Source organism: Azohydromonas aeria (genome assembly GCF_009760915.1).
Classification (GTDB): domain Bacteria; phylum Pseudomonadota; class Gammaproteobacteria; order Burkholderiales; family Burkholderiaceae_C; genus Azohydromonas; species Azohydromonas aeria.
The window spans coordinates 50,137-69,697 of the sequence record NZ_VIDQ01000037.1 but is presented as its reverse complement, the minus strand read 5'-3'; the positions used below and the strand labels follow the sequence as shown (position 1 = coordinate 69,697).

At 72.0% G+C, this 19,561-nt stretch carries 18 protein-coding genes and 1 pseudogene; 13 read left to right on the top strand and 6 right to left on the bottom strand.

Annotated elements, in window-relative coordinates:
- From FJ694_RS20600 to FJ694_RS20585, 4 genes and pseudogenes are all read left to right on the top strand, one after another.
- Window positions 1-146 (top strand): annotated as a pseudogene (locus FJ694_RS20600) (L-dehydroascorbate transporter large permease subunit); the annotation flags it as partial.
- Between the two features lie 91 nt (window positions 147-237).
- A complete protein-coding gene (locus FJ694_RS20595; protein ID WP_157269211.1) occupies window positions 238-1,251 on the top strand; it encodes a TRAP transporter substrate-binding protein in 1,014 nt (337 codons plus the stop codon).
- 66 nt (window positions 1,252-1,317) lie between these two features.
- Window positions 1,318-2,205: a shikimate dehydrogenase gene (locus FJ694_RS20590; RefSeq protein WP_157269210.1), complete on the top strand. Its 888-nt coding sequence runs from the start codon at window positions 1,318-1,320 to the stop codon at window positions 2,203-2,205.
- A 25-nt stretch (window positions 2,206-2,230) separates the two neighbouring features.
- Window positions 2,231-4,138, top strand: coding sequence for a bifunctional sugar phosphate isomerase/epimerase/4-hydroxyphenylpyruvate dioxygenase family protein (locus FJ694_RS20585; RefSeq protein ID WP_157269209.1), 1,908 nt, complete (start codon window positions 2,231-2,233; stop codon window positions 4,136-4,138).
- Window positions 4,139-4,151: 13 nt separating this feature from the next.
- Here FJ694_RS20585 and FJ694_RS20580 read toward each other — a convergent pair whose 3' ends face one another.
- Together FJ694_RS20580 and FJ694_RS20575 are read right to left on the bottom strand one after the other, a co-directional pair.
- Window positions 4,152-4,640, bottom strand: coding sequence for a GNAT family N-acetyltransferase (locus FJ694_RS20580; RefSeq protein WP_198320914.1), 489 nt, complete (start codon window positions 4,638-4,640; stop codon window positions 4,152-4,154).
- Window positions 4,641-4,675: 35 nt separating this feature from the next.
- A complete protein-coding gene (locus tag FJ694_RS20575; protein ID WP_157269207.1) occupies window positions 4,676-5,083 on the bottom strand; it encodes a GreA/GreB family elongation factor in 408 nt (135 codons plus the stop codon).
- A 233-nt stretch (window positions 5,084-5,316) separates the two neighbouring features.
- On the opposite strand from FJ694_RS20575, the gene FJ694_RS20570 reads away from it, so the two are divergent.
- Entirely contained in the window at window positions 5,317-5,619 is a 303-nt protein-coding gene (locus FJ694_RS20570; RefSeq protein ID WP_157269206.1) for a hypothetical protein, read from the top strand.
- On the opposite strand, the gene FJ694_RS20565 is transcribed toward FJ694_RS20570, so the two are convergent.
- On the bottom strand, window positions 5,607-7,931 hold the full coding sequence (locus FJ694_RS20565) for a TonB-dependent receptor (protein WP_232540148.1): 2,325 nt from the start codon (window positions 7,929-7,931) through the stop codon (window positions 5,607-5,609). The genes FJ694_RS20570 and FJ694_RS20565 overlap by 13 nt on opposite strands.
- A gap of 45 nt (window positions 7,932-7,976) precedes the next feature.
- On the opposite strand from FJ694_RS20565, the gene FJ694_RS20560 reads away from it, so the two are divergent.
- The 7 genes from FJ694_RS20560 (at window position 7,977) to map (ending at window position 15,285) form a co-directional block, all read left to right on the top strand.
- The gene (locus FJ694_RS20560) at window positions 7,977-9,494 is read left to right on the top strand and encodes a histidine kinase (protein WP_157269205.1); all 1,518 of its coding nucleotides are present in this window, start codon (window positions 7,977-7,979) and stop codon (window positions 9,492-9,494) included.
- 76 nt (window positions 9,495-9,570) lie between these two features.
- Entirely contained in the window at window positions 9,571-10,212 is a 642-nt protein-coding gene (locus tag FJ694_RS20555) for a response regulator transcription factor (protein ID WP_157269204.1), read from the top strand.
- Between the two features lie 74 nt (window positions 10,213-10,286).
- Window positions 10,287-11,156, top strand: coding sequence for an HTD2 family dehydratase (locus FJ694_RS20550; protein WP_157269203.1), 870 nt, complete (start codon window positions 10,287-10,289; stop codon window positions 11,154-11,156).
- 271 nt (window positions 11,157-11,427) lie between these two features.
- Window positions 11,428-12,837: a metallophosphoesterase gene (locus tag FJ694_RS20545; protein WP_157269202.1), complete on the top strand. Its 1,410-nt coding sequence runs from the start codon at window positions 11,428-11,430 to the stop codon at window positions 12,835-12,837.
- Between the two features lie 124 nt (window positions 12,838-12,961).
- Window positions 12,962-14,149 (top strand): ABC transporter substrate-binding protein, encoded by a 1,188-nt coding sequence (locus FJ694_RS20540; protein WP_157269200.1) that lies wholly within the window; start codon window positions 12,962-12,964, stop codon window positions 14,147-14,149.
- Window positions 14,150-14,236: 87 nt separating this feature from the next.
- A complete protein-coding gene (locus FJ694_RS20535; RefSeq protein WP_157269199.1) occupies window positions 14,237-14,461 on the top strand; it encodes a ParD-like family protein in 225 nt (74 codons plus the stop codon).
- Window positions 14,458-15,285: a type I methionyl aminopeptidase gene (gene map, locus FJ694_RS20530; RefSeq protein ID WP_157269197.1), complete on the top strand. Its 828-nt coding sequence runs from the start codon at window positions 14,458-14,460 to the stop codon at window positions 15,283-15,285. Before FJ694_RS20535 ends, map begins: the two co-directional genes overlap by 4 nt.
- Before the next feature lie 13 nt (window positions 15,286-15,298).
- On the opposite strand, the gene FJ694_RS20525 is transcribed toward map, so the two are convergent.
- From FJ694_RS20525 to FJ694_RS20515, 3 genes are read right to left on the bottom strand one after another with little or no spacing between them, the layout of a single operon-like run.
- Window positions 15,299-15,919: a DUF4276 family protein gene (locus tag FJ694_RS20525; RefSeq protein WP_259373174.1), complete on the bottom strand. Its 621-nt coding sequence runs from the start codon at window positions 15,917-15,919 to the stop codon at window positions 15,299-15,301.
- A complete protein-coding gene (locus tag FJ694_RS20520; protein ID WP_157269193.1) occupies window positions 15,919-17,160 on the bottom strand; it encodes an AAA family ATPase in 1,242 nt (413 codons plus the stop codon). The genes FJ694_RS20525 and FJ694_RS20520 overlap by 1 nt, the downstream gene beginning before the upstream one ends.
- Window positions 17,161-17,177: 17 nt before the next feature.
- Window positions 17,178-17,984, bottom strand: coding sequence for an IclR family transcriptional regulator domain-containing protein (locus FJ694_RS20515; RefSeq protein WP_157269192.1), 807 nt, complete (start codon window positions 17,982-17,984; stop codon window positions 17,178-17,180).
- Window positions 17,985-18,162: 178 nt separating this feature from the next.
- On the opposite strand from FJ694_RS20515, the gene FJ694_RS20510 reads away from it, so the two are divergent.
- Window positions 18,163-19,557 (top strand): MFS transporter, encoded by a 1,395-nt coding sequence (locus FJ694_RS20510; protein ID WP_157269191.1) that lies wholly within the window; start codon window positions 18,163-18,165, stop codon window positions 19,555-19,557.
- Window positions 19,558-19,561 lie beyond the last annotated feature (4 nt).

Sequence of the window (19,561 nt, the reverse complement as noted above, 5' to 3'; positions counted from 1 at the left end):
ACGTCGTGGCCGGCGTGGGCCGCATGAAGATGGACGATGTCACGCGCGGCGTGCTGCCGTTCATGACGGCGCAGTTCGCCGTGATGTTCCTGCTGGTGCTCTTCCCGTCCCTCGTCATCGTGCCGGCGCGCTGGCTGGCCAACTGAGTTCCCGACCGAATTCCGAATGCCGGCCTGGCGGCCGGCCCCCTGCCCCCAAGGCGCTGTCCCACTCCTACAACTCCCGGAGACCGTCCCCATGAAGCTCGTGCGCACCCTTTTCGCTTCGGCTGCCGCCGCCGCGGTCGTCGCCCTGCTGCCCCTGTCGGCCCAGGCCCAGGTCAACCAGCACACCATCAAGTTCGCGTTCCAGAACCCCAAGGAGCATCCGCAGGGCCAGGGCGCGCAGAAGTTCGCCGACCTGGTGGCGCAGAAGTCCGGCGGCAAGATGCAGGTAAAGCTGTTCCCGGGCGGCACCCTGGGCGGCGACGTGCAGACCGTCTCGGCCCTGCAGGGCGGCACCGTCGAGATGACGGTGCTCAACGCCGGCATCCTGCAGGCGCAGGTCAAGGAGTTCGCGGTCTACGACTTCCCCTTCCTGTTCAACAGCGCCCAGGAAGCCGACGCTGTGACCGACGGTGCCTTCGGCAAGAAGCTGTTCACCAAGCTGGAGCCCAAGGGCCTGGTCGGCCTGAACTACTGGGACCTGGGCTTCCGCAACCTCACCAACAGCAAGCGCGCCATCGCCAAGGCCGACGACATCGCGGGGCTGAAGATCCGCGTCATCCAGTCGCCGATCTACATCGACCTCTTCAACGCGCTGGGCGCCAATGCCACGCCGATGCCCTTCCCCGAGGTCTACCCGGCGCTGGAGCAGAAGGCCATCGACGGCCAGGAGAACCCAGCCACCGTCATCCGCGCCAACAAGCTCAACGAGGTGCAGAAGTTCCTCACGCTCACGCGCCACGTCTACAACCCGCAGGCCGTGGTCGTGTCGAAGAAGTTCTGGGACAAGCTCTCCGCCGAGGAGAAGCAGATCATCACCGACGCCGCCTCCGCGGCCACCACGTTCCAGCGCGGCGTCTCGCGCACCCAGGCCGACGTGGCGCTGGACGACCTGAAGAAGTCGGGCATGCAGGTCACCGAGCTGCCGCCCGCCGAGGTCGCCAAGCTGCGCGAGAAGGTGAAACCCGTCATCGAGAAGCAGACCGCGGTGGTCGGCGCCGACACCGTCAAGGCGCTCTACGCCGAGATCGCCAAGGTCCGCAAGTAAGGCGTGCGCTTCGGGGGCGGCCTCGGCCGCCCCTTTTCTTTGCATCAACGAATCCAGAAGTCCCCCATGTCCTCCTCCACTTCCATCGACTTTCCGAACCACAAGCTGCTCGTGGGCCTGATCGGCAAGGGCATCCAGCGCTCGCTCACGCCGGCGATGCAGGAGGAGGAAGCGCGCCATCACGGCCTGCGCATGCACTACCAGCTCATCGACCTGGACACCACGCAGTCCGGCGCCGAGCTGCTGCCCACGCTGCTGGCCGCCGTGCGCACCATGGGCTTCGCGGGGCTGAACGTCACCTTCCCGTGCAAGCAGGCCGTCATCCCGCTGCTCGACGAGCTGTCGGACGAGGCCCGCGCCATGGGCGCCGTCAACACCGTCGTGCACCGCGACGGCAAGCTCATCGGCCACAACACCGACGGCTCGGGCTGGTCCTGGAATTTTCAACGCCAGCTGCCCGATGCCGACCTGTCCCGGGTCCTGCTGCTCGGGACCGGCGGCGCCGGCTCGGCCATCGCGCATGCGGCGCTGCGCATGGGCGTGCGCGAACTGCGCCTCTACGACGTGGACCCGGCGCGCGCCGAGGGGCTGGCCGCCGAGCTCAACCGCCTCTATGGCGACGGCCGCGCCGTGGCGGTGGCCGGCATCGCGCAGGGCATCGCCGACGCGACGGGCCTGATCCACGCCACGCCGATGGGCATGGACAAGATGCCCGGCCTGCCGCTGCCGGAAGAACTGTTGCGCCCGGAACTGTGGGTGTCCGAGGTGGTGTACTTCCCCATCGACACCGCGCTGCTGCGGGCCGCGCGCGCCAGGGGCTGCCGCACCGTGGACGGCGGCGGCATGGCCGTGGGCCAGGCCGTGGGCGCCTTCAAGCTGTTCACCGGCCGCGAGCCCGATGCCGCGCGCATCGACGCGCATTTCCGCCGCCTGCTGGCCGAGCGGCAATCCTGATCCCGTGCCCGGGAGTGCTACACCCATGCGCCGCTCCATCGCCACCGTTTCCCTCTCCGGCACGCTGCGCGACAAGCTGCAGGCCATCGCCGCCGCGCGCTTCGACGGCATCGAGCTGTTCGAGCCCGACTTCACCAACGCGCGCCTGTCCGCCGCCGAGCTGCGCCGCCGGTGCGACGACCTGGGCCTGAGGGTCGAGCTGTTTCAGCCCTTCCGCGACTTCGAGGGCATGCCTGAAGAAGCCTTCCAGCGCAGCCTGCGGCGGGCGGAAGCGAAGTTCGACCTGATGGAGGCGCTGGGCTGCCCGCTGATGCTGGTGTGCTCCAACACCTCGCCGCTGGCACTGCCCGACGCGCAGCTCGCCGCCGAGCAGCTGCATCAGCTGGCCGAGCGCGCCGCGCGGCGCAACCTGCGCGTCGGCTTCGAGGCGCTGGCCTGGGGCCGGCACGTCAACAAGTGGCGCCAGGCCTGGGACATCGTGCGGCACGCGGACCACCCGCACCTGGGCCTGATCGTGGACAGCTTCCATACCGCCTCGCTGCGCGACAGCCCGATGGGCATCGCCGAGGTGGGCGAAAAGCTCTTCTTCGTGCAGATGGCCGACGCGCCGCTGATGGGCCTGGACGTGATCGACTGGGCCCGCCACCACCGCAACTTTCCCGGCCAGGGCCAGTTCGACGTGGCGACGTTCTTCGAGCAGTGCGTGCGCGCCGGCTACGGCGGGCCGCTGTCGCTGGAGATCTTCAACGACGTGTTCCGCGCCACGCCGAACCGCCGCATTGCCGTGGACGCGATGCGCTCGCTGCTGTGGCTGGAGGGCGAGGTGCGTCAGCGCCTGGAGCAGGCCCCGGCCGGCGACGCCGACGCGGTGCGGCTGCTGCAGCGCCAGGTGCTGTTCAGCCCGCCGCCGGTGCCGGTGTTCAGCGGCCTGAGTTTCATCGAGTTCGCGGTGGACGGTGAGCATGCCGAAAACCTGGGCGCGCTGCTGCGCCAGCTGGGCTTTCACTTTGCGGGCCGGCACCGCTCCAAGGCGGTGACGCTGTTCCGCCAGGGCGGCATCGCCATCGTGCTCAACCAGCAGGCCACCTCCGCCGCGCGCGAGCGTTTCGCTTTGCAAGGCCCCTCGGTGTGCGCGCTGGGGCTGCGCACCGACGACCCCGTCGGCGCCCTGAACCGCGCCACGGCGCTGCAGTCGGCGCGCTACGACGCGCCCACCGGCACGGGCGAGCAGCGGCTGCCCTCGATCGTGTCGCCCGGCGGCATCGTCGTGCACTTCGTGGACGCGGCGCTGGGCGAGGACGGGCTGTTCGAGAAGGATTTCATCCTCGAAGCCGATGGCGGCGCAGGCGACGCGGGGCTGCAGGCCATCGACCACCTGGCCATCGGCCTGACGCCCGACCGGCTCGACACCTGGGTGCTGTTCTGCCGCGCGGTGCTTGGGCTGGACGCCGCCGACGCCGTGAAGTTCGCCGACCCCTTCGGCCTCATCCGCAGCACCGGCATGGCCGATGCGGCGCGGCGCCTGCGCCTGGTGCTCAACATGAGCATGAGCGAGCGCACGCGCATGGCGCAGGCCGCGCAGGCCAGCGGCGGCGTGGGCGTGCAGCACATCGCCTTCGCGAGCGCCGACCTGTTCGCCGGCGTCGAGCGGCTGAAGGCACAGGGCGTGCGCTTCGTGCCCATCTCCGACAACTACTACGACGACCTGCCCACGCGCTTCGAGCTCGACGCGGCCTTCGTCGAGCGGCTGCGCGCGCACGGCGTGCTGTTCGACCGCGGCGCGCAGGGCGATTACCTGCATGCCTACACCGAGGGCTACGAGGGCAGCGGCTTCTTCTTCGAGCTGGTGCAGCGCCTGGGCGGCTACGACGGCTACGGCGCGGCCAACGCGCCGGCGCGCATGGCCTCGCAGGCGCAGGAGGCGCAGCAGTAGGCGGGCTGCCGCGCTACAGCGCCAGGCCCAGGTACAGCGTGTCGGGAATCGGGTTGAAGACGTAAGGCTCGATCGGCTTGAAGCCCAGCGCCGCATAGAGCCCGATAGCCGGCGCCATGCTCGGCACCGTGTCCAGGCAGATGCGCGCGTAACCGGCTCCACGCGCCTCGTCGCAGATGCGCTCGGCCAGGCGCCGGCCCAGGCCGGTGCCGCGCGCGGCCGGGCGCAGGAAGAGGCGCTTCATCTCGCAGTCGCCGCGGCCCGGCTCGCCGATGGGCCGCAGGGCCACGCAGCCCAGTGCCCTGCCATGGTCCGGGCCGTCCCAGGCCAGCAGCAGCCGCCCGCCCGGCGCCGCGTACTTGCCCGGCAGCCCGGCCAGCTCCGCGTCGAAGTCCTGGAAGCACAGGTCGAAATCCAGGCTGCGCGCGTATTCCAGGAACAGCGCGCGCACGGTGTCGAGGTCCTCGGGGATGCGGGCGGGGCGGATGTCGATGGCGGGCATGGCCAGCATTGTCGCCCGGGCCCACCCGCCGCCGCCTACAGCGTGTAGACCCCGTTGGCCTCGGGCTGGAACTCGATGGCCTCGACCCGCGCCGCGCCTTCCCAGCCGCCGGGCAGCCGCCAGCGCGCGACCTCGCCCACGCGCAGGCCCAGCACGCTCATGCCCACCGGCGAGAGCACCGACACGAAGCCGCGCGTGGGCTCGGCATCGCTCGGATAGCACAGCGTGAGCGTCAGGGCCTGGCCGCTGTCCAGGTCGGTGAGGCGCAGGCGCGAGTGCATCGTCACCACGTCGGCCGGCACCTCGCGCCCGGGCAGCAGCTCGGCCTGGTGCAGCACGGCGGCCATGGGATGGTCGGGGCTCGCCTGCGCGCCGAGCAGCCGCGCGATGCGGGCATGGTCCAGCTCGGTGAGCGTGCGCTCGTCGGTATTCAGGATGTTCATGGTTGTTGTCCTCGTTGTTCGATGCCGGGCCCGAGGCTCGGCCCAGCGGCGCCCCGGGCATGCGTGACAGCCGGCCCGGCGGCCAGCGCGGCGCGCAAGGCTTGCGCGCGGCCGACCGCCGGGCTCAACCGGGTGCGGCCGGCTGGCGCCGGTGGCCCGGGCCGCGGCGGCGCAGGCGGGAGCCACCAGCAGGCGGCAGGCCCGCAGCGACGCGAGGAAGCAGGAACTCATCCATGGCCAGCGAGGTTAGGCCGCCACCCAATCCGCAGGCAAGCGTGCGCTTATTGGCACCCGCGCCGGCACCGTGCCGCCGGCGCGTCAAGAGCCGATGCCCGGCAGCTTGCCGCGGCAGATCCGTTGCCCGCTCAACCGACACGGGCGCCCTGCTGCCGCTGGCGGCGCTGTTCCTGAACGGCGGCATTCCGGAATGGAAGAATGCCCTGGCACGCCTGCTGGTGTGCCAGGGCATCCGCTGGGTCACGCGCGACGCGGCGCCGGCCGGCGCCGCCGCGAGCCCGGTGGGTCAGAAGCGGTAGCGCGCGCCCACGAACACGCTGCGCGGCGCGCCGGGGGCGACGAACACGGCGTCGCGCTCGACGCCCGTGTAGTTGCCGCTCGCATCGAACACCGTGCCGGCCAGCGCCGCGAAGTTCTCGTAGCGGCGGTCGAAGACGTTGTTGACCTTGGCCCAGAGCTCCCAGCCGCGCTGCTGCGGCGTCGCCTGTGGGCGCCAGCTCGCGCGCAGGTTCACCACCGCGTAGCCGGGCAGGCCCAGGTCCACGCGCTTGTCCTCGCCGTCCTCGATGCGGCCGTCCTCGTTGCCGGCGGTGCCGCGCCTCGACAGCAGCTGCACGTCGCCGCCCAGGTTCCAGCCCGGCGCGAAGCGCCAGTCCGCGCCCAGCTTGAGCGTGTGCCGCGGCAGCCCCGCGATGCGCGTGCCCGGCGTCACGGCGATGTTGCGCTCGCCCTGGCGCAGCAGCCCCGCGGCCTCGTAGGTGGCCTGCAGGAAGCTGTAGCCCGCGCTCCACGACAGCGCGCCGGCGCGGCCCTGCAGCTCCAGGTCCACGCCCTGGTGGCGGGTCTTGTCGAAGTTCTCGAAGTAGCCCTGCTGGCTGGTGGCGCTGACGCTGCGGAACAGGATGTCGTCGCGGTTGACGGTGCGGAAGGCGGCGACGTTGACCTGCAGCGCGCGCGACAGCGGCCAGCGCATCCCGACCTCGGCGGTGCGCGAGACGACCTGCTTCAGGTACGGGTCGGCCTGCAGCCCCGCGGGCAGCCGGCACGGCTCCTCGGGGTCGGCGCAGCCCAGCTCGATCACGGTGGGCACGCGGTTGTTGCGCGCGAGGTTGGCGAACAGCGTCGGGCCCCCCTCCAGCCGGTGCGCCACGCCTAGCGCGGGGTTGAGGCTGTTGTAGCGGAACTTCTCATTGGGGCGCACGCGCTCCTCGCCGGTGTCGTCGTCCACGCTGGTGAGCTGGTTGCTCACGCGGGCGTGGTTCCAGCGCAGCGTGCCGGTGACGTGGGTGCGCGGCGCCACCTGCCAGGTGTCGGTGCCGTACAGGCCGAAGGCCAGCGAGCGGCCCGTCACGCGCGCACCCGGCTCCGCCTCCTCGTCGCCGGGCGCGACGCCGCGGTCGGGCGTGAAGGTGCCTTCCTGCTCGGTCTCGCCGAAGCGCGTGCGGCTGGCGTCGATGGAGGTGCCGAGCTGCCACTGGTGCGCGCCGCTCTTGCCCGACAGGCTCAGCGCCGCGCCCATGCCCTTCTGGCGCGTGCGCGTGGTGTTGAAGGAGGCGTTGGCGTCGTCCTCGGGGTCGTCGGCCTGGTCGCCGTTGACGGTGTCGCGGCGCGAGTGGCGCACGTAGGCCAGCGCGGCCAGCTCGGTGCTGGCGTCGAGCTGGTGGCGCGCGTTGAGGTTGAGCTGCGCCAGCCGGTTGGTGGTGCGGTCGGGGTGGGTGTAGACGGCGCCGCGGCGCGCGACGTAGAGGTCGGGCGTGCGCGCGCCGTCGTCGTCGAGCGTGTAGGCCGGCACCAGGCCGTTGCCCACCAGGCGGCTGCGGCCGAGCTGCAGGGCCAGGTCCCACTCGGTGTCGCCGGCGCGGTGCCCGACCTTGGCCAGCAGGTGGCCCAGGCGCCCCTCGGAGTGGTCGCGCCAGCCGTTCTCGTCGAACACCGAGCCCGCGACGTAGCTGTGCCAGCCGTCGTCGCTGCTGGTGCCGTAGCTCAGGTCGGCGCGCTTGCGGCCGAAGCTGCCGAAGGAGAGCTCGCCGCGCAGCCCCGGCGCGGTCAGGCCGGTGTGCGTGGTCAGCGACAGCGCGCCGCCCAGCGTGTTGAGGCCGAAGGCCGGGTTGGCGCCGGGCACCAGCGTCAGGCTGTTGACGGAGAACTCCGGGATCAGGTCCCAGTTGACGACGTCGCCGAAGGGCTCGTTGACGCGCACGCCGTCCACGTACACCGACAATCCCTGCGCCGCGCCCAGCAGCGGCGAGGCGCGGAAGCCCCGGTAGGTCAGGTCGCCCTGGAACGGGCTGCCCTGCACGTCGTTGACCTGCACGCCGGGCAGGCGCCGGTTCATGAAGTCGATCAGGTTGTCGGCCTGCGCCTCGTCGAGCCGCTCCCGGCGCACGCTCTGCGTGGCGTAGGGCAGCAGGTTGCGATCCACCCCCTGCCCGGGCAGCGGCGAGGTGCCGATGATCTCGACGGTGGCCGCCGGCGGCTGCGCCGGGGCCGGCGGCTCCTGGGCGCCGGCCTGCGTCGCCGCCAGCGCCAGCGCGGGCAGCACCGCGCGCTGCAACAGCCCGGCCAGCGGCGATAGTCGCGGCTGGCGGGCACGGATGGTCCTGCTTCTCACTGCCAAGTCTCCTCGTCCCACGATCAGTCGTTCAGTCGTTGTTGTATGCGCTCACTCTATGCAGGCCCCGGCGCCCCCCCGCCGGGAGAAATTCCCGACATTCCCGCCCGTCCCGCCGACCCGCGCCCCGCGCCGCTGCCCATGGAGCTGCCGCGGCTGGTGATGCGCCGTGCGCTGGCCGTGGCCCTGGGCGCGCTGGCGCTGTCGCTGGTGCTGGGCCTGCTGCGCGCGCGCGAGGACACGCGGCGCGAGATGGAGGGCTCGCTGGCGCTGGCGCGCGCCGGCGCGGCGCTGGCGCAGATCGCGCACCAGGACGACGCCGCGGCGCTGGCGGCGCTGCGCGAGCTGTCGGGGCTGCGGCACCTGGCGCTGCGGCTGAGCGACGCCGATGGCCAGCCGCTGCCGGGCCCGGCCGCGGCGGCGCCGTCCGCGCCGTCCGCGCCCGCGGGCGTGGCCTCCGGCGTGGCGCGGCTGCTGGGCCTGGCCGGGCCGGCGCATGCCGTGGGCTGGAGCGTGCCGCGCCCGGACGGCCGCGCCTGGCGCGTGGAGCTGACCGCCTCGCCCGACAGCGAGCTGCACGAGGCGCTGGCCAACCTCGCCGGCAGTTTCACCTTGCTGGCCGGCTGCTGCCTGCTGATGCTGGCGGTGATGCACTGGAACGTGCGCCGCGCCTTCCGGCCGCTGCGCGCGCTGCTGGACGCCATCGCGCACGTGGAGCGGCAGCGCTTCGGCCCGGTGCGCGCCCTGGGCGCCATGCCCATCCGCGAGCTGGAGGCGATCGCGCGGGCGCTGAAGCACCTGGTGGCCGAGCAGGAGAAGACCGAGGGGCAGCGCCGCCTGCTGGGCCTGCGCCTGCTGAGCCTGCGCGAGGACGAGCGCCAGCGCCTGGCGCGCGACCTGCACGACGAGTTCGGCCAGCGCCTGACGGCGCTGCGCGTGGATGCGGCCTGGCTGACGGGGCGGCTGGCGGAGCAGCCCGCGCTGCGCGACGTGGCCGCCGGCATGGGCACGCAGGTGGCGCGGGTGCAGGAGGACGTGCGCAAGCTGCTGGCCCGCCTGCGCCCCGGCGACGCGCCCGGTGTGGAAGGGGACGCGCCGCCGACGCCGGAGCGGCTGCGCCAGATGCTGGCCGAGCTCGTGGCCGGCTGGAACGCCCCGGCGCACGGCGAGGGCACGCGCTTCGAGCTGGTTTTCGAGGCCGCATCCGGCGACGTGCCCGCGCTGCCGCAGGAACTGCTGCTGGGCCTCTACCGCATGAGCCAGGAGGCGCTGACCAACGTGGCGCGCCACGCCGAGGCCACGCGGGCCCGGCTGGCGGTGCGGGTGGCCGGCGGCGCGGCGGGGCCGCTGCGCGTGGACTGGTCGGTGCGGGATGACGGCCGCGGCCTCGACGGCCTGGAGGCGGCGCTGCGCCGCGGCAGCGGGCTGGCCGGCATCAAGGAGCGCGCCTGGGCGCTGGGCGGCGAGCTGGACTGGAGCAGCGGCGCCGATCCGGGCTGGCCCGGCCTGGCGCTGCGCGCACGCTTCACGGTCGAGGCGGGCGTGGCGGAGGTCAACCCGTGAGCGCCGCCGCACGGCCGCTCCGAAGGTGGCGCTCCGTCCCGCTTGGGGGGACCGCGCGCAGCGCGAGGGTGCCCCGATGAGCGGCAGCGCAACCCTGCGCATCGGCCTGGTGGACGACCACGCCGTGGTGCGCGCCGGCTACCGCCGGCTGCTGGAGCTGGAAGGGCTGGAAGTCGCCGCCGAGTTCGCCGACGCCGACGGTGCCTACGCCGCGCTGGCCGCGCCGGGCGACTGCCCGGTGGACCTGCTGATCCTGGACCTGTCGCTGCCCGGGCGCAGCGGGCTGGAGCTGCTGCGGCGGCTGTCGGTGCGCCGGGCCGAGCTGAAGGTGCTGGTGTTCACCATGCACGACGGCGCGGCGATGGTGCGGCAGTGCCTGCGTGCCGGCGCCGCCGGCTACGTCACCAAGAGCAGCGCGCCGGAGGAGCTCGTCGATGCCGTGCACCGCGTCTGGCGCGGCGAGCGGGCGCTGTCGGCGGACGTGGCCGATGCCGCCGCCGCGCTGGCCGAGCCCGCGCCGCATCTGAAGCTCTCCACCCGCGAGTTCGACGTGCTGCAGGCGCTGCTGCGCGGCGCCGGCGTGGAGGAGATCTCCCGGCAGCTGCGCCTGAGCGCCAAGACCGTGGCGAACTACCAGACGTTGGTGCGGCAGAAGCTGGGCGTCGCCAACGCGGTGGAGCTGATGCGTTATGCGCGGGAGCACGGGCTGGCGGATTGAGCGGCGCCGCTGCGCCGCGGGCCCGGGCCGCTGGGGCACCATGGCGCATCCACCAGGACACGAAAGCCCCCGCCATGACCGAACCCGACGCCGCCGCTCCCGCCGGCCCCGTGGACCTCGACGCCCTGCGCCCCTGGATTGGCCGCGAGGCGCTGGACGAGGACACGCTCTCGGTGCGCCATGCCCGGCTCATGGCCGCGACGCTGGGCCTGGCGCAGGAGGATCTCCACGTCGGCACGCCGCTGCCGCCGCTTTGGCACTGGATCTATTTCCTGGAGGCGCGGCCGCCGGCCGAGCTGGGCCGCGACGGCCACCCGGCGCGCGGCGGCTTCCTGCCGCCGGTGCCGCTGCCCAACCGCATGTGGGCCGGCGGCGAGCTGGAGTTCCACCGCCCGCTGGCGCTGGGCGCCACGCTGCGCAAGCGCTCCACCGTGCGCTCCATCGAGCACAAGCGCGGGCGCAGCGGCGAGCTGGTCTTCGTCGCCGTGCGCCACGAGCTGATCGACGGCGGGCACGTTGCGCTGACCGAGACGCACGACATCGTCTACAAGCACCCCAGCCCGCCGGGCGCCCGCGTGCCCGATGCCCCCGACCTGCCCGCGCCGCAGCACAGCGAGACGCTGCAGCCCGACGCCACGCTGCTCTTCCGCTACTCGGCACTGACCTTCAACGGCCACCGCATCCACTACGACGCCGACTACTGCCGCGACGTGGAGGGCTACGCCGGCCTGGTGGTGCACGGCCCGCTGCAGGCCACGCTGCTGGCCGGCCTGGCGCAGCGCCTGGCCGGCAGCCCGCTGCGGCGCTTCCGCTACCGCGGGCTGCGCCCGGCGCTGCTGGGCGCGCCGCTCACGCTGCACGCCGCCGCGGCCGGCGACGGTTTCACGGTATGGAGCGCGCTGCCCGACGGCAGCGTGTCGATGCAGGCGCAGGCGGGGTTTTGAGGGGGTATCGGAAAGGCCGCTCGGCGCTGGGTTGCCGGTGCCGCGGCTGCCGGAAAACATCCCGGACACTCAACTCATTGATCGGGACAACTACTTCGCCCGTGGCCTCTCGGGTGAAGCACGGTCCGCCGGGCATGGCGGGCATGGCCTGGGCACGAAGCGTGAAATAGTGCCGCGGCGGGGTGGCGCGTCTTCCACACACTGGACCGGCACGGCGACAGAAAGCTGGTGCCCGTGCGCGAAACCGGGAAGAAAACGGGAGGGATGTTCCATGAACCCACTGCGCATGTCCCGTCATGGCGGCCGCTTGGCGGCTGCGCTGGCGCTGCTGGCCGTCGCACCCCTGGGCCGAGCCGCCGGGCCGGCCTGGCACCCTTACGTCGTGATGAACGGCGCCGGGCCGATGGCGCGCGTCGTGATCGAGGACCCGCAGGCGGCGTGTCCGGCGCTCACGCTGGGCGGATCGGCCCCCCAGCCCATGGCGCCGCGGCCCGTGCCGGCGGCGGTGGCGGCGGACTTTCCCGTCACCGTCTGCGAGCTGCAGCTGCCTGCCGGTGCCGCCGGCGCCAGCCTTGGCGGCCAGCCGCTGCCGCTGCCGCCCGCTCAGCTGGGCACCATCGTCGGCCTGGGCGACACCGGCTGCCGGCTCAAGGCCGGCAAGGCGCCGAAGGCGGGCAAGGCTTCCACGGACAGCGCCGCAGCGGGCGGACACGACGCTGACGAGGACGACCCTGGGAAGTACCAGGACTGCGACGTCCCGGCCCAGTGGCCGTTCGCGCAGATCGCCGCGCAGGCCGCGGCCAGCCGGCCCGACCTGGTGCTGCACGTGGGCGACTACGTCTATCGCGAGGCGGCGTGCCCGGCCAGCCAGTCGGGCTGCGCCGGCAGCCCGCATGGCGACAGGTGGGTGACCTGGAAGGCGGACTTCTTCGACCCGGCGCGTCCGCTGCTGGCCGCGGCGCCCTGGATCGCCGTGCGCGGCAACCACGAGATCTGCAGCCGCAACGGCCTGGGCTACGCGCTGTTCCTGGACCCGCGCCCCGCCACGCAGCAGGCGCCGCGCTGCGATGCGGCCAACCCGGCCGACCAGGTGCTGCCGGGCTACGCCGTCAGCGTGGGCGGGCGCGGCTTCGTGGTCATCGACACCAGCAATGCCGACGACCTGTGCGCCGGCAAGAAGCCCGCCTCGAAGCCGGCGCCCTGCAATGCCGCGGCTTACGTCCATGCCTTCGACGGCCTTGACATCGCGCCGGGCGCCTGGCTGGTGACGCACAAGCCGCTGTGGGCACTGCGCAAGAAGGACCTGCCCGTGACGCAGTCGCTGCAGCAGGCGCTGCGGCAGGGGCCGGGGCTGCCGCGCAACGTCGCGCTGGCGCTGGCCGGGCACATCCACTTCTGGCAGGTGCTGTCGCTGGCCGACGGCCGCGCGCCGCAGCTGGTGCTGGGCAACGGCGGCACGATGCTCGCGGGCAAGGCGAAGAAGGTGACGGCCAAGGCCATCGACGGCACCACGGTGGCCTACGGCAAGACGCACGACGGGTTCGGCTACACCGTGTTCAGGCCGCACGCCAGCCACGTCGAGGTGGTCGTCCGCCAGCCGGGCGCCCAGGGGGCTTCGGACCTGTTCGGCTGCGAGGTGCGGGGGCCGCGGGTGAGTTGCGCCAAGAGCGGCAGCGACTGAGAGCGGCAACGGCTGAAGCGCCGGGACTGGGCCGGCACGGCAACCGCGGGAATCTCCCAGGCTGCCGAACCCGGGCGGCACCCCAGCATTCCGCACACTGAATTACTCCCTGCCGCACTGCCTCATGCCCCACCGCCCCGACCCCCGCCGCCGCACCCTGCTGCTCTCCGCCCTGCCCCTGGCCGCCGCGCCGTCCCTGGCCTGGGCCCAGGCCGCTGCCGAGCCGGTGAAGATCGGCCTGGTGCTGCCCATGACCGGCCCGTTCGCCTCCACCGGGCGCCAGATCGACGCGGCGGTGCGGCTCCACCTGGCGCAGTTCGGCACGAGCGTGGCCGGGCGGCGGCTGGAGGTGCTGCTGCGCGACGACAGCGGCGTGGCCGACAACACCCGCCGCATCGCGCAGGAGCTCGTCGCCAACGACAAGGTCGCCGTGCTCGCCGGCTTCGGCCTCACGCCGCTGGCGCTTTCCGTCGGCCCGCTCATCACGCAGGCCAAGGTGCCGGCGGTGGTGATGGCGGCGGCCACCTCGTCCATCACGGCCAGCTCGCCCTTCTTCGTGCGCACCAGCGTGACGCTGCCGCAGACGGCCTCGACCATGGCCGAGTGGGCGGCGAAGAACGGACTGCAGCGCGTGGTGACGCTGGTCACCGACTACGGCCCCGGCATCGACGCCGAGAAGAGCTTCACCGACCGTTTCCAGCGCAACGGCGGACGGGTGCTGGAGTCGCTGCGCGTGCCGCTGCGCAACCCCGACTTCGCGCCCTTCCTGCAGCGCGTGCGCGACGCGGCGCCGCAGGCGCTCTTCGTGTTCGTGCCCGCCGGCCCGGGCGCGGCGCTGATGAAGCAGTTCACCGAGCGCGGCCTGGACAAGGCCGGCATCAGGCTCATCGGCGACGGCAGCGTCACCGACGACGACATCCTCAACGACATGGGCGACGGCGCCCTGGGCGCCATCACCGCCTTCCACTACTCGGCGGCGCACGACTCGGCCATGAACCGTCAGTTCGTGCAGGCCTTCAAGGCCACCAACAAGGGCCTGCGCCCGAACTTCATGGCCGTGGGCGGCTTTGATGGCATGCGCGTGATACGCCAGGCGCTCGAAGCCACCAGGGGTCAGACCGACGGCGAGGCGCTCGTCAACGCCATGAAGGGCCAGAGCTTCGAGAGCCCGCGCGGGCCGCTGACGATCGACGCGGCCACGCGCGACGTGGTGCACGACATCTACATCCGCCGCGTCGAGCGCCGCGACGGCGAGCTGTGGAACGTGGAGATCGAGACCTTCAAGGCGGTGAAGGACCCGGGACGCGGCTGAGCACGGGCGGCCGGCGCCCGGGCCTGCACCGCCGCCAGGGTCTTCCAATATACGTACCATATACGTTTCGTATATCGGGAGGCCTGGATGGGTCTGGTCAAGATTTCGGAGCCCATGCACGAGAACCTGCGCGTGGCCAGCGGGGCGCTGAGCCGCAGCATCAACGCGCAGGCCGAGCACTGGATGCGCATCGGCATGCTGTGCGAACTGCACCCGGAGCTGCGCTACGGCGACCTGTGCCGGCTGCTGGTGCAGGACGAGCTCAAGCTCAATGCCCAGGTGCTGGAGCTCGACCGCAAGGAGAGCGCATGAAGTCCGGGCGCATCCCGATCCATGGCGCCGAGGGCCTGGAGATGGCGCGCCGCGCCGGCGCCCTGGCGGCCGACGTGCTGCGCATGATCGGCGCGCATGTGCGCCCGGGCGTCACCACCGAGGCGCTGGACCGGCTGTGCCACGAGCACATCGTGCACGTGCAGGGCGCGGTGCCGGCCAACATCGGCTACCACGGCTACCCGAAGACGCTGTGCACCTCGGTCAACCACGTGGTCTGCCACGGTATCCCGTCGGCCAAGGTGCTCAAGGCCGGCGACATCGTCAACATCGACGTGGCCGTGCTCAAGGACGGCTGGTACGGCGACAGCAGCCGCATGTACTTCGTCGGCGAGCCCGGGCCGCTGGCGCGGCGCCTGGTGCGCACCACCTACGAGGCGATGCGCGCGGGCATCCTGCAGGTGCGCCCCGGCGCCACGCTGGGCGACGTCGGCCATGCCATCCAGTCGGTGGCGCACCGGGAAGGCTTCAGCGTGGTGCGCGAGTACTGCGGCCACGGCATCGGGCAGGTCTACCACGACGAGCCGCAGGTGCTGCACTACGGCCAGCGCGGCCAGGGGCTGCGGCTGGAGCCGGGGATGGTCTTCACCATCGAGCCCATGATCAACGCCGGCAAGGCCCCGGTGCGCGAGCTGCCCGACGGCTGGACGGTGGTCACGCGCGACCACTCGCTCTCGGCCCAGTGGGAGCACATGGTGGCGGTCACGGAGACGGGCTTCGAGGTGCTCACGCCCTGGCCCGACGGGCATGGGGACTACGCGCCGATCGAGGCGCCGGGCGTGCCGGAAGCCGAGGCGGTTCGCTGAGGGCAGTGTCCGGTCAGGGCCGGGCCAGGACCGCTTCGATGGCCGATACGAAGGCCTGGAAGCTGGGCGAGCGGTTGCGCGCCGGGTCCATGTGTTCTGCCACGGCGCGGGCACATTCGATCTTGCGCAGGCGCGGCTTGAAGTAACCCGCCTGCTGCATCACCCGCTCCAGCGCCTCCCAGGTGCCGCCGGCAATGGCGTCCGGATTGCGGTAGCCGGCCTTCTGCGGCACGGTGCCCGGCACGCGGGGATAGGCGGCCTGCACTGCTTGCCAGTCGCCGAAGAACCAGGCTTCCAGCTCCTCGATGGCGATGCGGTTCGCCACCTGGAAACGTCGCCCGGGCCCTGCGGTCGTCTTGCTCACGAGGCGCGCCTGCGCAGTCACGTTTTCCAGCTGTTGCTTGAGCAACATGCAGTCGTCGTCGTCCCGGTCCACCAACACCAGGATGGCCATGCTTTGCGTCAACCAGCTCGCGTAGCCGGCCAGCCGCTGGGGCAGCCTCAACAGCAGTTCGTCCTTGCACTGGAAGCGCAGGATCTGGAATTCCACCTCGCCCAACAGCTTGGGCAGTAGCGCTTCCAGCGCCGCCTCCATGGACGGCTCCTCGACGAAGACGATGAGCTTTTCCAGCATCAGCCGCGTCCCCCGGCGCGGCGGCGCGGTGCGCCCTGGTTCACCAGCGGATCGCCCAGGCCGAAATGGCCTTCCATCCAGAGATGCCCCAGCGAGGCGCCGGCACGCATCTGTTCAGGGATGCCAGGGATGTCACAGGCCCGCTGCGAGCGCGTGAAGCCCTGCTCGTCCCTGTAGAGCACCCTGACCTCCTCCGGCTGCATGGCGTTGAGCAGGAAGGGCGAGTGGCTGGTGATGAGCAATTGCGAGCGCGCCGCCGCCGACTGGCATTCCTCCGCCAGCTCGGGCAGCAGCCGCGGGTGCAGGAAGTTCTCGGGTTCCTCGATGCCGATGAAGCGCGGCGGCTCCGGGTCGTGGAGCAGCGTCAGGTAGGCCAGCATCTTCAGCGTGCCGTCGGAGGCGAACTTGCTCAGCACCGGCTGCTCGAAGGGTGCGTCCTTGATCTGCAGCAGCAGCCGGCCGTCGGGCATCGGGTCGGCTTCCACGCGCTCCAGCCGGGGAATGCGGCGGCGCAGAAGCAGAAAGATCTGCTCCAGCCGCTGCGGATGCTGTTCCTTCAGGTACTGGATGACGTTGGGCAGGTTGTCGCCGCTCTTGGTCAACCGTTCCTGCGGCCCGGCCTCGGGCTGGTTGCGCGTCTGGTCGATCGAGAGGTAGGACACGTACCAGTCGGTGATGAACTCGCGCAGCGCGGCAACGCGTGGATGCTCCGCCAGCTGGCCCAGCGTGTTCACGGCAATCAGGTCCGGCGAGCGCAGCCTGGTGTCCTTGCGCTGGTCTTCCGCGTCCGGCAGCTCGCCGCTCACGGCCTTGCCTTCTCCCCGCCGGAAGTCCAGGAAACGGAAAGGCTTGCCCGCCGTGCCGCGGCGCCACTGCAGCCATTCCTCCACGACTTCGGGCCCCTTGCCACCCTCGTCGATGGCCAGCCGGTAAGTCAGCAGCGGCGTGTCCTTGCGCTCCCGGTAGCGCAGCTCGAACACCACCGGGCCGGACGATCCGCGGGTCTTGATCTCCCGGCCCCGCCCGCGCCGGTCCCAGGCATGGCGCAGTCCGGACTGGAAGCAGTCGGAGAGGAAATTGAAGACGTCGAAGATGGTGGACTTGCCGCTGCCGTTGGGTCCCAGCAGCACGGTCAGTGGCGTGAGCTTGTCCAGTTCCACATCACGCAACGCGCGGTAGTTCTGTACGTGCAGCGACTCGATGCGCGGAATGCCTTGAGGGCTTGGTTTGCGGGATGCCATGTCGCCAACATTCTGTCTCACACCAACCCCCGCAGCGTCTGCGCCGTCTCCAGCAGCGCCGGCAGCAGCCGGGCGGTGATGGCCGCGTCGTCCCAGAACTGCGCCTGCAGCGTCATGCCGATGGCCGCCGGGGTCTGGCCGCGGCGGTCCTTGAGCGGCACGGCCACGCCCACCAGCCCGGCGTCGAGCGCGCCGCGCGAGATCCAGCCGTCCTGCCCGCGCGCGGCGCGTACCTGCGCCAGGAACACTTCCGGGTCGGTCACGGTGCCGGCGCTGAAGCCCGGCAGCCCGTGCGCCGCCACCCAGGCCTGCAGCGCGTCGTCGGGCAGCGCCGCCAGCAGCACCGTGCCCGGCGCCACCACGTGCGCCGGCACGCGCGCGCCGGCATGGAAGCCGATGCTCACCACGCGCGGGCTGTTGCTGCGCGCCACGTACACCACCTCCCCAGCGTCGAGCACGCTCACGTTCACGGTCTCGCCCGTGACCATCGACAGGCGCTGGATGAAGGGCTGCACCAGCCGCGGCAGCCGCGCCGCGTCCAGGTAGGCCTGGCCAAGCCGCAATACCCGCGGCGCCAGCCAGAAGCGCTTTCCATCCGTCTCGGCGTAGCCGAAGTGGCACAGGCTCAGCAGGTGGCGCCGCGCGGCAGTGCGGGGTATGCCCGTGCGCTGCGCCACCTCCGAGGCGGTCATGCGCGGGTGCTCGTCGTCAAAGCTCTCGATCACCTGCAGCCCGCGCCCAAGCCCGGCGATCAGGTCGGCCGGGTCGATCGGAAAGAGCGGCGTACCGGGCATGCCGGAGGCGGGCGGCTTGAGGGAAGTCATAGGGATAACCAGAAAACGGACCGGTGACCGGACAAGACTGTCCGATTGTCGGTCAGGACGCGGGCACGCTTTGTACCAGCCGGTTCATGCGCTGCCTACATTGCGTCCCGTTGCGCCGCCGCCGTCCCCCGGGCCTTGAGCGGGCGGCGCGCCCTGAACCCCTCAATGGAGACCCTGCATGGCCAGCATCGCGGACCGCGAGCCCCACGGCGCCCACCAGACCAAGAAGGCCACGGCCAGCGGCTGGATCGGCTCGGCGCTGGAGTACTACGACTTCTTCATCTACGCGACCGCCGCGTCGCTGATCTTTCCGCAGCTCTTCTTTCCGAGCACCAACCCGACCACGGCCATCATCGCGTCGCTGGCCACCTATGGCGTGGGCTACGTGGCGCGGCCCGTCGGCGCCTTCGTGCTCGGCCACTGGGGCGACACGCTGGGGCGCAAGCGCGTGCTGGTGACGTGCATGTTCCTGATGGGCTTCTCCACCATCGGCGTGGGCCTGCTGCCCACCTATGAGCAGGTCGGGCTGCTGGCGCCGGCGCTGCTGGTGGCGATGCGGCTGATCCAGGGCTTCGCCGTGGCCGGCGAGATCTCCGGGGCCAGCTCCATGATCCTGGAGCACGCGCCCTTCGGGCGGCGCGGCTTCTACGCCAGCTTCACGCTGCAGGGCGTGCAGGCCGGGCAGATCCTGGCGGCGGCCGTGTTCCTGCCGCTGGCGCACTACATGCCCAGCGAGGACTTCAACAGCTGGGGCTGGCGCATCCCGTTCCTGCTGAGCTTCATCGTCATCGTGGTGGGCTACTACATCCGCCGCGAGGTGGACGAGACGCCGGCCTTCGCCGAGGAAGTGCAGGAGGGCCACGTGCCCAGGGCGCCCTTCGTGCAGGCGATCACCGAGAGCTGGCGCGACATGCTGCGCGTGGTGTGCATGGCGCTGATGAACGTCATCCCCGTCGTCACGACCATCTTCGGCGCGGCCTACGCGGTGCAGCCGGGCTACGGCATCGGCTTCGAGAAGGACGTGTACCTGTGGATCCCCGTGCTGGGCAACATCGTGGCGGTGCTGGTGATCCCCTTCGTCGGCAAGCTTTCCGACCGCGTCGGGCGGCGCCCGCCCATCATCGTCGGCGCGCTGGCCTCCGGGGCGCTGTCCTTCGGCTACCTGTGGGCCATCAGCATCCACAACGTGCCGCTGGCCATCGCCATGTCGATCCTGATGTGGGGCATCGTGTACCAGGGCTACAACGCCGTGTTCCCCAGCTTCTATCCCGAGCTGTTCCCCACCCGCACGCGCGTGTCGGCCATGGCCATCTCGCAGAACCTGGGCACGCTGGTGACGGCGATGCTGCCGGCGGTGTTCACGGCCGTGGCCCCGCCCGGGGCGGCCGGCATCCCCATGACGGTGGGCGCCATCACTTTCGGCATCACGGTCGTGGCCGCGCTGGCGGCGTGGAGCGCCCGCGAGACCTACCGCGTGCCGATGCACGAGCTGGGCAACCCCCGCGCCGAGCCGCTGGCGCGCGACGAGTACGAACGGTTGCGCGCGCAATCGCAACCGGCCGTCCAGGGCTGAGGCC